Below are 16,600 nucleotides of genomic sequence, written 5' to 3' on the forward strand. Positions count from 1 at the left end.
CCGCTTCTGTTATATGTGGTTGTTGTGGCTACTAGAGGGCGTCTAGTTACCGACTGGTTCAATAGCAACAGCGCACACCTTCACCTCGGCAATACCGGACTCAGGACACTCTGCACTGTTTGTGAGCACGTTAGCAGCTGCTTCTGCAAAATGGAACGGGATAAACACTGTACCATCCACTGCTTTTTCAGAAAGCCTTACCGCCAGTTGTATAACTCCGCGGCGTGATGACACTTTTACTGTGTCACCATCTGCAACGCCATATTTTGCAGCATCATGCTTGCTCATTTCTATATAGGCAGCTGGTGCTTTAGAAGTAAGTTCGACTGCTTTTCGTGTCATCGTTCCCGTATGATACTGGTACAACACACGACCTGTTGTAAGAATCAGTGGATACTTCTCATCAACAACTTCAGCAGGTTCAACAAAGTTTACCGCATGAAACTTACCCTTTCCACGGACAAATTTACCCACGTGTAAAATAGGTGTTCCATCACTTTCTGCACTTGGACACGGCCACTGAATACCCGTCTCATTAATTCGTTCGTAGCTTAATCCACCGTATGAAGGTGTTACTGATGTCATTTCATCAAAGACAGCAGCTATATTTTTGCCACCTTCAGGGGCAATAGCTACTCCCATTTTTTCCGCAAGGCTGCATACTATTTGTGCATCATCACGAGCACCTTGTGGCGGATTTACCGCCTTGCGCACACGCTGAACTCGTCGCTCTGTATTACTGAAAGTACCATTTTTTTCTGCAAAACATGCTGCTGGTAACACCACATCTGCAAGCTGTGCAGTTTCTGTCAAAAAGATATCCTGCACAACAAGAAACGGTATTTTTTCTAAGCAATGCACAGCATGGGCAGAATTTGCATGAGATACAACCGGATTTTCTCCGATGAGATACATAGCTTTCATTGCCCCACGCTCTACAGCATCAAACATTTGGCGTGATGTCATACCGTTAGATTGAGGCAGATTTACATTCCATGCGGTTTCAAAACGAGCACGTACCGCATCATCAACAACCTTTCCATATGCAGGATACGTTGTGGGAAGTGCACCCATATCGCACGCACCTTGAACATTATTTTGCCCGCGCAACGGATTCAATCCACCACCCTCTACCCCTATGTTCCCGCACAGCATAGAAAGGTTTGCAAGAGCTTTTACGTTATCCGTTCCACTTATGTGCTGGGTAATTCCCATGCAGTAGAGGATTGCACTACGTCCTTTTGCGTAGAGGTGCGCTGCTTTTTCAAGCTCAGCAGCCGGAATACCGCACATCTTCTCTGCGTACTCCGGTGTGAATTGCGTAAGGGATTCCGAATAGGCTGTGAATTCTTCTGTGCGTTCATCTATATACTCCTGATCGTGCAGACCATCCCGCAAAATTATATGTGCCAGTGCGTTAATCCAGATAACATCTGTCCCCGGCTGTGCCCGTAACCAGACATCAGCAAAACGCACAATATCTATATTGCGCGGATCTGAAACTATCAGCTTAGTTCCGTGTTGCGTAATAGCACGCTTCAATGCTGCCCCCATCACAGGATGATTTTCTGTTATGTTTGATCCTGTAATCAGAACAGTCTCTGCATTTTTCAAATCATCAATTGGATTTGTTGCAGCACCACTTCCGAATGCAGCAGCCAGACCGGCTACTGTTGGAGAGTGTCAGTACCTAGCGCAGTGGTCGACATTATTTGTTCCGATAACTGCTCGTGCGAACTTCTGAAAAAGATAATTCTCTTCGTTTGTACAGCGTGCCGATGCCAGCACACCAATTGAATCAGCGCCGTTTTCGGCTTTATACCCACCTAGCTTTTCCGCAATAAGGTCAAGCGCCTCTTCCCATTCTGCCGGAACCAATTCGCCATTTTTGCGGATGAGCGGTGTTGTCAGTCGTTCATCAGAATTGATAAACTGCATTCCAAAACGACCTTTAACACACAGGCTGCCATAGTTCGGAGCTGCATCCACCCCGTTCACCATTTGCACAATATTATCTTTCACATGCAAATTCATCTGACAGCCGACGCCACAGTATGCACACGTTGTACGTACCGTTTCTGTCTCGCATGCCCGTGATTTCTGTCGTGCTTTTTTCAAGCTTAACGCACCCACCGGACAAACCTGTAAGCACTCCCCACAGAACACACAATCCGAATCACCCAACGGCAGATCACACTTAGCAATAATTTTCGCATCACTGCCACGGTATCCATAATCAATGGCGTTGTTTACCTGCACTTCTTTACACGCTTGAACACAACGTCCGCACAGAATACATTTTGAGAAGTCACGAATGAGGAATGGATTGGAGAAATCGGGTGTATATTTCGGTTTAGTCCTCTCAAATCTCTTGCCCGTAGCATTGTACCGGAAAGCTAGATCTTGCAACCGACAGTCACCAGACGCCGGACATAGCAGACAGTCATGCGAGCCAGAGGAAAGCAACAATTCCAGATTCATCTTACGAGATTTCACGACAGATGCAGATTCAGTCTGCACTTCCATACCTGCGCCAGCAGGTGCAGTGCATGATGCAATTAACGAGCGTGCGCCCTTGACTTCAACAACACACATGCGACATGCACCAGTAGGCGTCGTGTTCTTTAAATGGCACAGTGTCGGAATATAAATATCATTTCTGCGCGCCACATCCAGAATGGTTTCCCCTTGGGTGAATGCATATGCGCTGCCATTAATGGTCAGTTCTAAGGTACTCATGGGTCACCACCTAATCTATTGCATCAAACGGACACGCGGAGTAGCAGCTCATACACTGCACGCACAATTCCGTATTGATTTTTGCAACTTCTTTTTTCTTCCACTCCACTGCCCCGACTGGACAAACGGACGCACACTTGCCGCATTTTTTGCATCGCTCATCGATAACTTTAAATTCAACCAGAGCAGGACACCGTTTTGCTGGACATTTCTTTTCAAAAATATGCGCTTCAAATTCTTCACGGAAATGACGAAGCACAGAAAGCACAGGATTAGAGGCGGTCTGCCCCAACCCGCACAGTGCTGAACTTGTAATCATTTCTGACAATTCTTCGATGAGAGCAATATCCTCAGGCTTACCCTGTCCTTCACAAATACGTTCTAGGATTTCCAGTTGTCTGCGTGTGCCCTCACGACACGGGGTACATTTACCGCAGGATTCTTCCTGAATAAATTCGAGGAAGAAGCGAGCCATATCCACCATGCATGTTTTATCATCCATTACGATAACGCCACCGGAACCCATAATGGCTCCAACTTTGGCTATTTCTTCATAATCAACAACAACATCCATATGGTCTTCTGGAATACACCCGCCGGAAGGACCGCCAAGCTGAACAGCTTTAAGCTTCCGCTTCTTCGGAATCCCGCCGCCGATATCGTAGACTATCGAACGCAGCGAGGTTCCCATCGGCACTTCAACCAGACCGATATTATTCACATCACCAGAAAGTGCGAAGACTTTTGTACCTTTGCTGTTTTCCGTTCCAACAGAAGCATACCACTCGCCCCCGTGCACCATAATCTGCGCTACGTTCGCCAGTGTCTCGACATTATTAAGGATAGTCGGTTTCTTCCAAAGTCCCTGTGCTGCCGGAAACGGAGGACGCGGAATAGGCATACCGCGTTTACCTTCGATAGATCGCATAAGAGCGGTTTCTTCACCACAAACAAACGCGCCAGCCCCTTGGTAAATAGAAATATCAAAAGAAAATCCCGTGCCCATAATGTTATCACCGAGCAAGCCCAGTTCACGAGCCTGATCGATAGCAATTTGAACACGTTTAATCGCAAGCGGATATTCAGAGCGGCAGTAAATATATCCTTCCGTTGCATTGATCGCACGGGCGGCGATGGTCATGCCTTCCAGCACAGCATGGGGGTCTGCTTCTAAAATACTCCTGTCCATGAACGCACCGGGGTCACCCTCATCTGCGTTACATAAAACGTACTTAACATCGCTGTCATTCTGTGCAGCAAAAGACCACTTCATCCCTGTAGGGAACCCGGCACCACCACGTCCGCGAATACCGGATTTTTTCATCTCCTCGATAATCTGAGAAGGTTCCATTTCCAGTAAGACTTTTGACAGCCCCTGATATCCTTCGCGCCCAATGTAATCTTCGATTGATTCCGGGTTAATGATACCCTTGTTGCGCAATGTCCACGGCTTTTGCAGCGCAAAAAAAGGAATATCCGAAAATAGCGGAACACGTTTTTTTGACTGAGGGTCTTTGTACATAAGCCGTTCTATCGGCGTATTATTAACCAGATGTTCGCTGACAATTTCAGCCACATCTTCAATCTTCATCTTCTGATAAAAAACGTTATCAGGATGTACGACCATCAAAGGCCCTAAAGCACAGAAGCCATTACAACCTGTTTCCACAACGCGGACAGAATCGTTCAAGCCATGTTTTTCAATTTCTTCATGCAACACATCTTTTACTTTCAAACTGCCCGTTGCATGACACCCTGTACCGCCGCAGATAAACAAATGCCTAATATTCGGTTCAGCAATGCGTGCAGCATATTCCTGCTGCATTTCATTAAGCTTTTGCGGTGTGATATGTGACATAACCGCTCCGTTACGAATACTTTTCTAAAATTTTCAGCACAGAATCAGCTGTCACATCGCCGTGAATGTCACCATCTACAACCATCGCCGGAGCCAAGCCGCACGCTCCAACACAGCGGACTCCTTCGAGATCAAAGCGTCTATCCTCTGTGGTTTCCCCTTCTGCAATGCCAAACTCGCCAGAGATTCGCCCGATAACTTCACGCGCACCTTTGACGTAGCATGCCGTGCCGGTGCACACTTTAATAGAATTGCGTCCCTTAGGTTTAAGGGAAAACAGAGAGTAAAACGACACCACCCCGAACACATCGCTGGCAGGGATATTCATACCTTTTGCTATGTATTCAATAAGTGCCTGAGGAAACCACCCCACAACATTCTGCGCCTCGCGCAGCACCGTTATCAATGCTCCGGGAGTCTCGCGGTGGCGTTCAATAACGCTATCAACCTCTTTCCACATTTCTTGAGAAATTTCTTCACTGCAACAGCTCATTGTTCCTCCGCACAGGTACAGCACCACCTCAGTGCTCCACATATGACGTCTATCTATTTTCTACTGATATAATCTGCATTCGTACTACGAAAAAAGACCGTCAACTTACGCACAGCCAAGTTAACGGTCTTTTTATTCTACAGTAACAAATTGATACCTCTACTCTTTAGTCTACACACAGGGAGTTACGACGTCCCTAAATGACGCCATGCAGAGGCAACAGTATTTTTCATGAGCATTGCGATAGTCATAGGACCTACGCCCCCCGGAACAGGAGTAATTTTACCGGCAATTTCTTTTGCCTTATCAAATTCAACGTCGCCACTTAAAAGTGCTTTGCCGGACTCAGCAGTGCCAATGCGGTTTACACCAACATCAATTACGGTTGATCCAGGTTTAATCCATTCCGGTTTAACAAGGTTAGGTACACCAGCAGCAACAATAAGAATGTCAGCACGCTTGCAGTGCTCTTCTAAATCCTTAGTACGTGTATGTACCATAGTCACAGTACTGTTTGCGCCAACACCTTTTTGTCCCATCATAATAGAAATAGGCTTGCCGACAATATTAGAACGCCCGACGACTACGACTTCCGCGCCGCTTGTCTCTGTACCGGAACGTACAATCATTTCCTGAATGCCAGCCGGTGTGCACGGGAGGAAGCCCCCTTTGTCACCTAGAACCATACGACCAAGGTTTACCGGATGGAAGCCGTCTACGTCTTTGTCCGGATTAATCGCTGTAATAACTTTTTCTTCGTCAATGTGTTTAGGCAGGGGCAGCTGTACTAAGATGCCGTGAATAGAAGGGTCGTTGTTGTACTTTTCGATAAGCGCGAGAAGCTCATCTTCTGTAATATCTTCAGGCTGGTTATCCTGAATTTCATGAAAACCAAGGCTGAGGGCGGTTTTCACTTTAAGGGTCACGTAACTTATTGAAGCCGGATTTTCCCCGACCAGAATAGTTACAAGACCGGGAACGGTATCGTACTTTTCTTTAATAGCCGCAACTTCACCACGCAGTTCTTCCAGAATTGCTGCGCGCATCTCGGTTCCACTGATAATTTCAGCACTCATCGTCTGCTCCTTTTGCAATGCACCTATAGTCGGGCTTTACATGCTGCAAAGCCCGATTGAATTGTGCACGCGCGCTTTTTCTTGCTAGAACAACCCTTTAACCTGTCCGGTATCCGGGTCAACATCAATTCTTCTAAATGATGGGTTGGAGCCTGTACCCGGCATAAGTGAGATAGCACCAGCTACCGGTACAAAGAATCCAGCACCACCGAAGACAAGAACATCACGAATGGTAAGACGCCAGCCTGTTGGAACACCTTTTAATGTAGGAATGTCAGAAAGCGACAAGTGACTTTTAACCATACACATACCAAGTTCACTTGCTTTAGGGTCCGCTTCAATAGCTTTCAGCTTCCGAAGTGCTTCAACAGAATAATCTACACCATCAGCACCGTATACTTCGGTAGCTACCCGCTCAATACGTTCGCGTGCAGGCATATCCCAAGTATACAGCGGTGTAAACTCTGTCTCATCTTCACAAGCAGCAATTACAGCATCAGCAAGTTCAAGTGCACCGTCCCCGCCGTGTTCCCAATGGCGAGAAAGCGCAACACGAGCACCAGCCGCTTCACAAAGCTCACGAACCTTTGCAATTTCTGCATCTGTGTCCGTTACAAAAGCGTTGATACAAACAACAGGTGACACGCCTGACTTTTTCACGATGTTAACGTGGTGGAGAAGGTTGGCACAACCTTTTTCTACCCACTCAACATTCTCGGAGTTGTATTCTTCAGGAAGCGGTTTACCAGGAGCCGGTACCGGAGCACCACCGTGGCACTTAAGTGCTCGAATAGTTGCCACTACAACAGCAGCATCCGGTTTAAGTCCTGAATAGTGACACTTGAGGTTCCAGAACTTTTCATATCCGATATCCGCACCAAAGCCAGACTCAGTGACGTGGTATTCAGAAAGCTTCAAACCTACCTGATCGGCAATAATGGAAGACTGCCCGATTGCAATGTTCGCAAACGGCCCAGCATGAACAATAACAGGCTGCCCTTCCAAGGTCTGAATCAGGTTAGGGTTAACCGCTTCTACAATCCATGCGGTCATAGCGCCGTCAACTTCAAAATCTTTCGTTGTCAGCGGATTTCCTTTCTTGTCATACGCAAGAATAATCTTAGACATACGCTCGCGCAGATCATGCAGATCTTTTGCAACAGCAAGAATCGCCATTACTTCAGAAGAAACTGCAATATCAAACTTGGAACGCATCATGTATCCGTCGCGCTGTCCGTTAACACCATCAATGCCGATAATAACATTACGCAGTGCCTGACAGCAGAAATCAATTACCCAACCCATTTCAACACGGGTAGGATCGATATCAAGACGTTTCATGCCAGAAAGTTTTTCCAGCTTCTCATCATCATAGTTACGCTCATGCTGCATGCGGGAGGTTAATGCAACCATCGCAAGGTTATGCGCGTTCATAATAGAGTTAATATCGCCGGTAAAACCGAGAGAGAAAGGAGTAAGCGGAATGCACTGAGAGCGCCCGCCGCCAGCTGCCGAACCTTTTACGCCCATAGTTGGACCGCCGGACGGCTGACGAATAGCAGCAGAAGATTTTTTGCCCCGCTTGCCAAGTCCCTGCACAAGACCGATTGTCGTTGTGGACTTTCCTTCACCAAGCGGAGTCGGGGTAATAGCAGTTACGTTAATGTATTTACCATTGGGTTTATTCTCTAACCGTTTAAGAACAGCACGGTAATCAATTTTACCCATGTAGTGTCCATACGGAAGAAGTTCTTTTTCGGTCAAACCCATCTCATCAGCAATTGCATAGATGGTCTTCATCCGTTTTTCCGCATCCTGAGCAACTTCCCAGTCAGCGTGATTCTTTGGGTCCAAGGTCTTGTTTTCTGTTTCCACAGAGGCCATTTCTTCACCCTCCCTTAAAAGGTAAAAAAACATGTCGTGCTCTACACAGAGAATTCACCGTATCGCTCGTCTCAACATAGAATCTCGATGAGCGCCATTTCCAATAATCACCAAAGTGCTCCGCGTGAGCAAAAATAACAAACATCAAGCCAATCATACAGATTCAGGCAATCCAGATGTTGCAGCGTTGCCCAACCTGCCGTACGAAACGTTATGCAGCTCGATGCGAGTAGAAAAGAAAAGTGGCCTTCCCAGTTTGGCTACCAGTCCAGGATGAAGGTTTTTTGTAATAACCTTATACCCATCCAATCATCCCGCAAATATTGTGCATACAGCTTTGTAGGTACGAAAGGCATACACACACTTTTGTATTTACGTCAATATGCACAGATTTTTTTGCAGAAAACTCATCAATTGAGCGATAAAATCACGCAACCTTGCAAAAAGGATTTTTGAAATTGCATTTTGCCTTTCCGCACCACGCAAATACTCTTACGTTGCAAGGCTTTCTTGAATATATAATGCATGTTATTTTTTTCACATAAACCCAGACAGTTACTGTTTATGCACACAAACTTTTTGAATGCTCTACCGCCACTTCCCATCGACTCCAGCTTGTCTGAGATCGTATCAACTCTCTGTAAAAGCCCGAACTGCGTGCTTCACGCACCTCCCGGTGCAGGCAAAACCACGAGAGTTCCACTTGCTCTTCTAAAAAATTTTGATTTAGCCGAAAAAAAAATCATCATGCTTGAACCCCGACGTCTTGCTGCTCGCACTGCCGCGATACGCCTTGCCCGTTCATTGGGTGAGCAAGTAGGCGAAACTGTGGGGTATCGTATAAAAAATGACACCAAAGTTTCTGCATCGACAAAAATAGAAGTCGTTACAGAAGGTGTTCTCACGCGCATCATGCAAAATGACCCAGAACTATCTGCATACGGATGCATTATTTTTGACGAATTTCACGAACGCAGTCTTCATGCAGATTTAGGTCTAGCGCTGGCAATAGAGATTCAGGAAGCATTACGAGAAGACTTACGCATTCTCGTGATGTCCGCCACGTTGGACACACAGGAAATTTCTGCATTACTAAATGGCTGCCCTATCATTAAAAGTGAAGGAAAAAGCTACCCTGTCACGGTGCGGCACATGCCCTTACCGCAACAAGCAGGTAGAATCGATCAAAATATTCCAGCTGTGCTGAATCACATGGTCAAAACTATCCACTACGCCCTTGCCCATGATGACGGTAGCATTCTGGCTTTTCTACCCGGTGCAGGAGAAATATCCCGCGTCGCAGAAATGCTTGAAGGCAATCTGCCGAATGATGTTGATGCCACGCCGCTGTATGGTAACCTGTCCCAAGCGCAACAGGATGCAGCCATTGAGCCAGCACCGGAAGGTCGTCGCAAGATTGTACTTGCCACGTCCATTGCAGAGACATCGCTTACATTAGAAGGAATCCGCATTGTTATCGACAGCGGACTCTCTCGTTCTGCACGATTTTCACCTACTACGGGTATGAACAGACTTGTAACAGAACCTGTTTCCTTAGCTGCCGCAACGCAACGCACAGGTCGTGCAGGACGTATAGAAAGCGGAGTCTGCTACCGCCTGTGGTCGCAAGTGCAGGAGAACTCCTTCCGCTCATTCACTCAGCCGGAAATTAAAGAAGCAGATTTAGCCCCGCTCGCCTTAGAGCTTGCAGAATGGGGAGCATATGGAGAAAAAGGCGTCCACGCACTTGCATGGCTGGATGCTCCTCCAACCAGCAGCTATACTCAAGCAATTACCCTACTACAAAATCTTGGTGCATTGCATGCAGATTTCTCCATCACTGAACACGGCAAAGCTCTCGCCGCCCTCCCTTTACATCCACGACTTGCTCATATGGTGCTGACCGCGTCTAAAAGCGTATACGGTCACACGGCATGCACTGTAGCTGCCCTTCTGTCAGAAAAATCCCACGACGAAGATTTGCGTCATAGTGTCGAAAAAGCTGCCGTCAATTCCACTATCAAAAAGACCACGCAGCAGCTGTGCAAGCGACTACGTATTTCTTCTACAGAAGCAGTAAACTCCCGCGTTACAGGATTCTGCCTCGCTCTTGCCTACCCTGACCGCATTGGCATGCTGCGCCCAACCAGCCGGACAGAATACAAACTCAGCAATGGCAGAAAAGCCGAGCTTTCCGAAACCAGTTCTCTGGCTGGCACTCCATTTATTGTTGTTGCAGAACTCAACGATGCCCATGCAACCAGCCGTATCTGGCGATGCGCTCCTATAGATATTGATGAAATTTTCACATTGTTTGAGTCAGATATCCATACGCAGAACACTGTAGCATGGAACACGGAAACAGCAGCCGTCGCAGCCCTCCAGACAGAGCACCTAGGCGAGCTTGTTCTCACACAACAACCATCATCAGATGCTTCACCAGAGCAAATTACCAATGCAATGTTGGTAGGAATTGAAAAACTCGGCATTGCAGCCCTGCCATGGACCAAAGAAGCAACGCGCTTGCGTCAACGCCTTGCCTTCATGCACCAGCACGCAACTCTGGCTAACTCTTCAGGAGATAATCACAATTGGCAGGATGTTTCCGACAAAGCGCTGCTCAACACCCTTCCCACTTGGCTTGCACCCTACCTTACAGGAATGCGCAAAGCATCAGACCTTCGCAAACTTGATCTCGAATCAATCCTGCTTGCGACACTAGACTGGACACAGCAGACAGCATTGCAGAAACAGGCACCATCGCACTTTGTAGTGCCATCCGGCTCAAGCATTCGTATAGATTACAGCGACCCCAATGCACCTGTGCTTCCGGTAAAGTTGCAAGAAATGTTCGGCGCAACACAAACGCCTTGCGTGCTAAACCACCAACTCCCCCTCACAATACATCTTCTCTCACCAGCGGGAAGACCACTACAAGTAACGCGCGATCTCGTTTCATTCTGGCAAAGCGGTTACCCCGCTGTCAGAGCAGAAATGCGTGGCAGGTACCCGAAGCACCCGTGGCCGGAAAATCCGCTTACCGCGCTTCCTACCCGTAAAACAAACAGGGCATTACGCGGCAAATAAGGTTTTCGAAGAATATAAGAAAGAGTAAGCCTACGGCGCTTTTTTGCTCCGACGGGCGGGGAGATAATCCCCTGCACCTCTAATATTCGATACAAGCCGTGCGCACTGTCCCATTCACGGCTCAGTCGCCATATTTTTTATAAATAGCAAAAAAAATTACACCTAAACGGGGTCAAGGGGACGCGTCCCCTTGCGGGGGTGCAGGGGGCAGCGCCCGCCTGCCCGTCGGAGACCCGCCGGAGGCATCAACAACTACTCATGCAATTTAGCAAAAACGATCAAGACCTAATGTAATGTTTCAGGCAGGATGCCTTATATGGAGACACGAAGATGAATGCTTACGACAGAATACGCCGTGCATTACAGTACATAGAATTACACATGGACGATACCATATCGCTAGAAACCCTTGCAGCGCAAAGCATGTATGCCCCGCATCACTTCCACCATGTATTTAGAGGTGTCATTGGCGAAGGCGTAGCGGAGTATCAGCGCAGATTAAAAATGCAACGCGCTGCCAGTGCGTTATTGTACACCAGTAAACCGATTATCGATATCGCATTGTATGCTGGCTATGGTTCCCAAGAAGCATTCACTCGTGCGTTCAAACGTTGGTGCGGCTACACACCTAAACACTATAGGAAGTACGCACCAGAACACGAACTAATATCAGGAGAAATGCTTATGAATGCCGAACACAGTCTTTTAGAAGAACATAACATGAAAGTAGAAGTTCAAACTTTACCAGCAACACACGTTGCCTCGCTCCGCCATGTCGGCGACTACCACGACTGCGGTAAAGCACACGAAGAATTATGCAGATGGGCTGGTGAGGAAGGCTTATTCCAGTCTGAACCGCAGTTTTTAGGTATAGCCTACGACGACCCTAAAACAACACCGGTAAACAAATGCCGTTACGATGCATGCATTGTCATTCCAGAAACATTTGAAGTAACAGGCGAGCCGGAAAAAAAAGTTATCGAAGCAGGTCGCTACGCATCTATTATCCACACTGGCTCATACAGTAAGCTCTACATAGCATACGCAGCACTGCTTGGTGAATGGCTTCCGCAGTCTGGCGAAGAACTGGCAGACGCGCCAAGCATTCAGGTCTATTTGAATGATTATGATACAACACCGGAGGACGAATTGCGTACAGAAATCCGTATCGCGCTAAAATAGCTTCAGTCCACCATAGCAGTAAACCCTGCAAACAACGCTAACATTCTATAATCGTAACCACCTCTCAAATCCCATGCAAAAAGCGCCAAGCTTTCCACACAGAGCAGTGTAGAAAACTTGGCGCTTTTTTGCGCGCAACCCCATATACGCCAGAAACAAAAGGCTTCTGACGCAGAAGAGCGCCCTGCACTGGCAGGACGCTCTTAAGTTATATGGTGTTGCATATAAAGTGTAGGGAAGTTTTTTACGCTGATGCATCAATAGGCGTAATGATATGCGTCAACAAAAAGACTCTACATGAAGTTTTTGCGTTCGTTAAAACTTCAACTACTTTGTAAACCTCTACACTAGCGCTGTCAATACATAATATAACATTAAAACAACAAAAGTTTTTCCCGATGTGCAAAAACAGTACAAGCACCCGCTGTCACCAAACGCTACTGGTAGGCTTCAGTTGTTAACATGCAAAACCAATTTGTAAACATGCAACGCAAGCAACATGTCCAGTACTGCGCAATTTTACTTCTATATAATGATGTAAAAGAAATAGTGGCTACTACCACCCCTGCTTATCCCACAATCATAAATTTGCAAATAGTACAGCCAGTCGCAAAAAAAACAAAAAAAAGACAACACCGCTACTAACACTTTTTTTGCCTTGCCTACTTTTTTCTACAAGAAGTCATTTTTTTATAGCAAAAAAGTAGCTATTTAATTTTTCCTAATAACCAAAGACTATTGTATTTAATATTTTGATTTTTTAACAATTGTTGCAAGTGAATACTAACTGGGCTATACGCTTTTTTTTGTAAAAACATTAAATTCCGGCAATTTTGATAACCCTTAAAAACCGCGGCATTCATGGATTTAAAGCATAATTAACACAAATTAAACTGTTGACACAAAACGCCCGATACATATACAACGCCTAAGAAGTTCCTATTTATAGGTAATTTTTCTCATTGACTTGAAAAAAGATTTTAGTCCATTTATAAGCGTAAGCACATGTAAAAGGACTCCACTCTCTATGAATTGCTTTTTCAAAAGGAGCAACTATGAAAAAAGCACTTTGGTTATTATCCCTTCTCGTTCTTACTGTTTCTCTGACCGCGTGTGGCGGCAGCAGCGGTAGCAGCGACACTACTACTTCTTCTACTCCTAGCTCCCTTTCTGGTGCAGTTGCTTCTGCTCCTGTAAAGGATGCTAAAGTAATGGTTTCTTTTGATTCTCTTACAGCAGAAGCACAGAAAGCTACAGCTCTTAAAGATCAGAAAAAACCAGTTCAGGTTGGTCTTACAGACAAAACTGGTGCAATCAAGTTTGACGCAGCAGCAGTTGCAAAACTTGACCGTACTAAAGACATCGTTCTTTACTCTGCTGGTGGTGTACAGTTCACTTCTGCATACGAAACTGAAAAAGCTGTTGCAGACGCAGGTGCTGGTGCAGACGCTAACCTTTACAAAGGCTCTATGAAAGCAGTTCTCGCTCCTAAAGCAACTACTGCTTACTTGACTCCAGCTAACACTCTCGTTGCTGAACTCGTAAAAGGTGGCGACACTCTTGCTGAAGCAACTCGTAAAGTAAACAACCTTGTTAAAGTTCAGCTTGGTCTTGTTGCAATGGAAAACCCACTTGGTAACCCACTCACAGACCTCGCAAAATCTGAATTCACAACACAGGCTCTTCTCGCTGTTCTCAACGTTACTGAGGACGCTCTCATCGCTGGCACAGCAGTAGACTTTGCTGACAAACTCAGCAAAGTAAGCAGCACTGCTATCCTTGACAAAGCCGCTTTCGATGCAGCAGTAAAAAGCGTAGAAAAATACCTTGGCAAAGCACATGCTGCTAAACTTGCTCAGGACGAAGTTATCTCTACCGCTGTTCTTACAACTTCCATGAGCCTCAATTCTACTATTACTGGTGACTTGAAAGAAGCTCTTGGTACAAATGTATTTGCAGTTGCATACAAAGATACAGCTGCTTCCTCTACTTTTGCTTTTACAATCGACTCTACCTCTAACACTGCGGGCAAAGCTGGTAAGTTCCTCATGACTGCTGCTCCTGCTGTTGGTACTGTTTCTGCTAAAGGTGAAACTGTTGTTGCTGACCCTAAAAAAGAGTTCGAAGGTAGCGTTACCTTCAATTACACTCTTACTAAAGATGAATACACCGCAGCTATCGGTTCTACACGCACCTTTACTTTCGTAGCTGTAAATGGTGAGTACGTAACTCCTGTTACTCTTACTGTAAAATACACTAACGAAAATGAAGTAGTAATTAGTGGCTTCGAATTTACTACTACTGAAGCAACTAAATTGGTGGAACTTGCCGATGCAGCTAAAAAAGTAATGAGCATCGAAGATGAAGATGAAGTAAAATTTGCTCAGATTGCTCTTGATACTTCTAACACCGCTTACGAACTCAAAATTGACACCATCAATAAGTTCAAAGCTGATGCAAAAATTACAGTTGCTGTAAAAGCTCCTGAAGGTTTCCACTTCATTAAAGGCTCAGGTGACCTCGCAGAAGGTAACTCTATCTCTGCTGATAAACTCACCTTTACCACTACTGTAGTACCTGGCAACGTAGACACCAAGACTTTTAAAGTTGGTGATGCAAACCTCATTCTGAAGTCTTCTGCAACTCAGGACGCAGGCAAGCGTGTTCTTTCTGCAACCGTATCTGGCACTGATTTCGCTGCTGTATCTACAGACAACAAACAGCCTGAGTCTGCAAAGTACTTCATTGCTGCTGGTTCCAAAACATTCCCACATGAAATTACTGTTGAAGCAACAACAGCAGGTGATGATGAGATGGAAATTGCTCATGATGCAGCTAAGAAATTTGCTGGTAGCTTAGAAATCAAATTCGAAACTTGGGAATCTATCGTTGCTGACGCTGAAAAAGCAGTTGCTGCTGGTAGCTGGAAACTCGTAGCTGCTGGCACTCCAGCTCCTGCAATTCTTGCAGCTGACACAACTAGCGTATCTGCTGTAGACAACCTTTCCTTCGCTACTGCTCCTAAAGCACATGCAGCTGATCCAACTGCTGACCTTGCTACAACTATTGCAGACGCTGGCAAAGCAGGCTTTGCAGGCACTAACGCAACAGATGACACAGATTATGCTTTAGACCTCGTATTCACTCCTACCGTTTCAGGTTGGGAAAGTGTAACTTCAACAGTAAAAGGTGTATTTACACTTAAAGCTGACTAAGTTTATACGATAAGGTATACTCTAGCCCCCTCCTCAGAGGGGGCTTTTTTTTGCCCAAATCACTTTTTGTCACAACACCAAGTTGTACCTTTCACCACCTTGTCACTAGATAGAATTAGAGATAGAATTTGTGGTATTATGAATCGTGAAAAGTTATTAATGGATATGTTCACAGCCATGCAAGATGTACTGGGCACTAGTAAATGGTGGCATGCAGAGAGTGCATTTGAAGTGATGGTTGGCGCAGTGCTTACACAAAACACCAACTGGAACAATGTAGAAAAGGCTATTAACACATTAAAACAACAAGACGTGCTGACACCGCAGGCTTTGCTTGCCCTACCTCAGGACGAGCTGGCAACCTTAATCCGCCCTGCTGGGTATTATAATGTTAAAGCCAAACGGCTACAGAATTTAGTCCGCTGGTTCCGCGATACTGCAAACTATTCTTTTGCTGCGCTTGATACTTTTTCTACAGAAGAACTCCGCACAGAATTACTCTCTGTTAACGGCATAGGGCAAGAAACAGCAGACTCTATTTTGCTGTACGCACTAAATCGCCCCTCTTTTGTTGTCGATGCGTATACAAGACGAATTTTCAATCGCCATAGTCTCGTTTCAGAAGATATTTATTACGAAGAACTACGCGATTTTTTCATGGATGTTCTCCCAGAGGATACCCAGCTTTTTAATAAGTACCATGCCCTTATTGTTCGCGTTGCGAAAGAATGGTGCCTGAAAAAAACTCCCCGCTGCGAAACCTGCCCCTTAAAAATATTTCTTGAGTAACTCCCCTTCCCCTTCTTTTCCTCAAAAAAAACTTCGCACAGCACAAATTCAATACGAGCAAAGTACCGAATAGCCCTAATCCCCTATTCGGTAATGCTATTTTCATAACAAATCCCTGCAACTGGCGATGTTTTGCATTCTCTACCAAAACATTATACTAAAACAGCACACGAACGCGATGCATAACGATACTCAGCACCACGCAACCCAATATTTTGAATATTAGAATGCATGTATAATACTGCTTTTGCACACTAAATAACACACCACAGCGAAT

General features: G+C 45.7%; 9 protein-coding genes. 4 read left to right on the forward strand and 5 right to left on the reverse strand.

Annotated features, from left to right (window positions below):
• Positions 1-42 precede the first annotated feature (42 nt).
• The 5 genes from fdhF to N4A56_RS06830 form a co-directional block, all read right to left on the reverse strand.
• A complete protein-coding gene (gene fdhF / locus N4A56_RS06810) occupies positions 43-2,739 on the reverse strand; it encodes a formate dehydrogenase subunit alpha (RefSeq protein ID WP_295546010.1) in 2,697 nt (898 codons plus the stop codon).
• A 10-nt stretch (positions 2,740-2,749) separates the two neighbouring features.
• A complete protein-coding gene (gene nuoF, locus N4A56_RS06815; RefSeq protein ID WP_295546012.1) occupies positions 2,750-4,597 on the reverse strand; it encodes an NADH-quinone oxidoreductase subunit NuoF in 1,848 nt (615 codons plus the stop codon).
• Positions 4,598-4,607: 10 nt separating this feature from the next.
• Positions 4,608-5,090, reverse strand: coding sequence for an NAD(P)H-dependent oxidoreductase subunit E (locus N4A56_RS06820; RefSeq protein WP_293668307.1), 483 nt, complete (start codon positions 5,088-5,090; stop codon positions 4,608-4,610).
• A 185-nt stretch (positions 5,091-5,275) separates the two neighbouring features.
• Positions 5,276-6,166: a bifunctional methylenetetrahydrofolate dehydrogenase/methenyltetrahydrofolate cyclohydrolase FolD gene (gene folD / locus N4A56_RS06825; protein ID WP_295546014.1), complete on the reverse strand. Its 891-nt coding sequence runs from the start codon at positions 6,164-6,166 to the stop codon at positions 5,276-5,278.
• 84 nt (positions 6,167-6,250) lie between these two features.
• On the reverse strand, positions 6,251-8,050 hold the full coding sequence (locus N4A56_RS06830) for a formate--tetrahydrofolate ligase (protein ID WP_293668310.1): 1,800 nt from the start codon (positions 8,048-8,050) through the stop codon (positions 6,251-6,253).
• Between the two features lie 564 nt (positions 8,051-8,614).
• On the opposite strand from N4A56_RS06830, the gene hrpB reads away from it, so the two are divergent.
• The 4 genes from hrpB (at position 8,615) to N4A56_RS06850 (ending at position 16,323) form a co-directional block, all read left to right on the forward strand.
• Entirely contained in the window at positions 8,615-11,137 is a 2,523-nt protein-coding gene (hrpB, locus tag N4A56_RS06835; RefSeq protein ID WP_295546016.1) for an ATP-dependent helicase HrpB, read from the forward strand.
• A 330-nt stretch (positions 11,138-11,467) separates the two neighbouring features.
• A complete protein-coding gene (locus N4A56_RS06840) occupies positions 11,468-12,319 on the forward strand; it encodes an AraC family transcriptional regulator (protein ID WP_295546018.1) in 852 nt (283 codons plus the stop codon).
• 1,055 nt (positions 12,320-13,374) lie between these two features.
• The gene (locus N4A56_RS06845) at positions 13,375-15,534 is read left to right on the forward strand and encodes a hypothetical protein (RefSeq protein ID WP_295546021.1); all 2,160 of its coding nucleotides are present in this window, start codon (positions 13,375-13,377) and stop codon (positions 15,532-15,534) included.
• Between the two features lie 138 nt (positions 15,535-15,672).
• Positions 15,673-16,323 carry an endonuclease III domain-containing protein gene (locus tag N4A56_RS06850; protein WP_295546023.1) on the forward strand — a complete coding sequence of 217 codons (651 nt, stop codon included), beginning with the start codon at positions 15,673-15,675 and terminating at the stop codon, positions 16,321-16,323.
• Positions 16,324-16,600: the final 277 nt, after the last annotated feature.

The sequence above is a fragment of the Halodesulfovibrio sp. genome (assembly GCF_025210605.1).
GTDB lineage: Bacteria > Desulfobacterota > Desulfovibrionia > Desulfovibrionales > Desulfovibrionaceae > Halodesulfovibrio.

Bases quoted from the DNA above. Each gene is read 5' to 3' on its own strand.
- nuoF (WP_295546012.1), bottom strand. From the start codon at position 4,597: ATGTCACATATCACACCGCAAAAGCTTAATGAAATGCAGCAGGAATAT.
- N4A56_RS06820 (WP_293668307.1), bottom strand. From the start codon at position 5,090: ATGAGCTGTTGCAGTGAAGAAATTTCTCAAGAAATGTGGAAAGAGGTT.
- folD (WP_295546014.1), bottom strand. From the start codon at position 6,166: ATGAGTGCTGAAATTATCAGTGGAACCGAGATGCGCGCAGCAATTCTG.
- N4A56_RS06830 (WP_293668310.1), bottom strand. From the start codon at position 8,050: ATGGCCTCTGTGGAAACAGAAAACAAGACCTTGGACCCAAAGAATCAC.
- hrpB (WP_295546016.1), top strand. From the start codon at position 8,615: ATGCACACAAACTTTTTGAATGCTCTACCGCCACTTCCCATCGACTCC.
- N4A56_RS06840 (WP_295546018.1), top strand. From the start codon at position 11,468: ATGAATGCTTACGACAGAATACGCCGTGCATTACAGTACATAGAATTA.
- N4A56_RS06845 (WP_295546021.1), top strand. From the start codon at position 13,375: ATGAAAAAAGCACTTTGGTTATTATCCCTTCTCGTTCTTACTGTTTCT.
- N4A56_RS06850 (WP_295546023.1), top strand. From the start codon at position 15,673: ATGAATCGTGAAAAGTTATTAATGGATATGTTCACAGCCATGCAAGAT.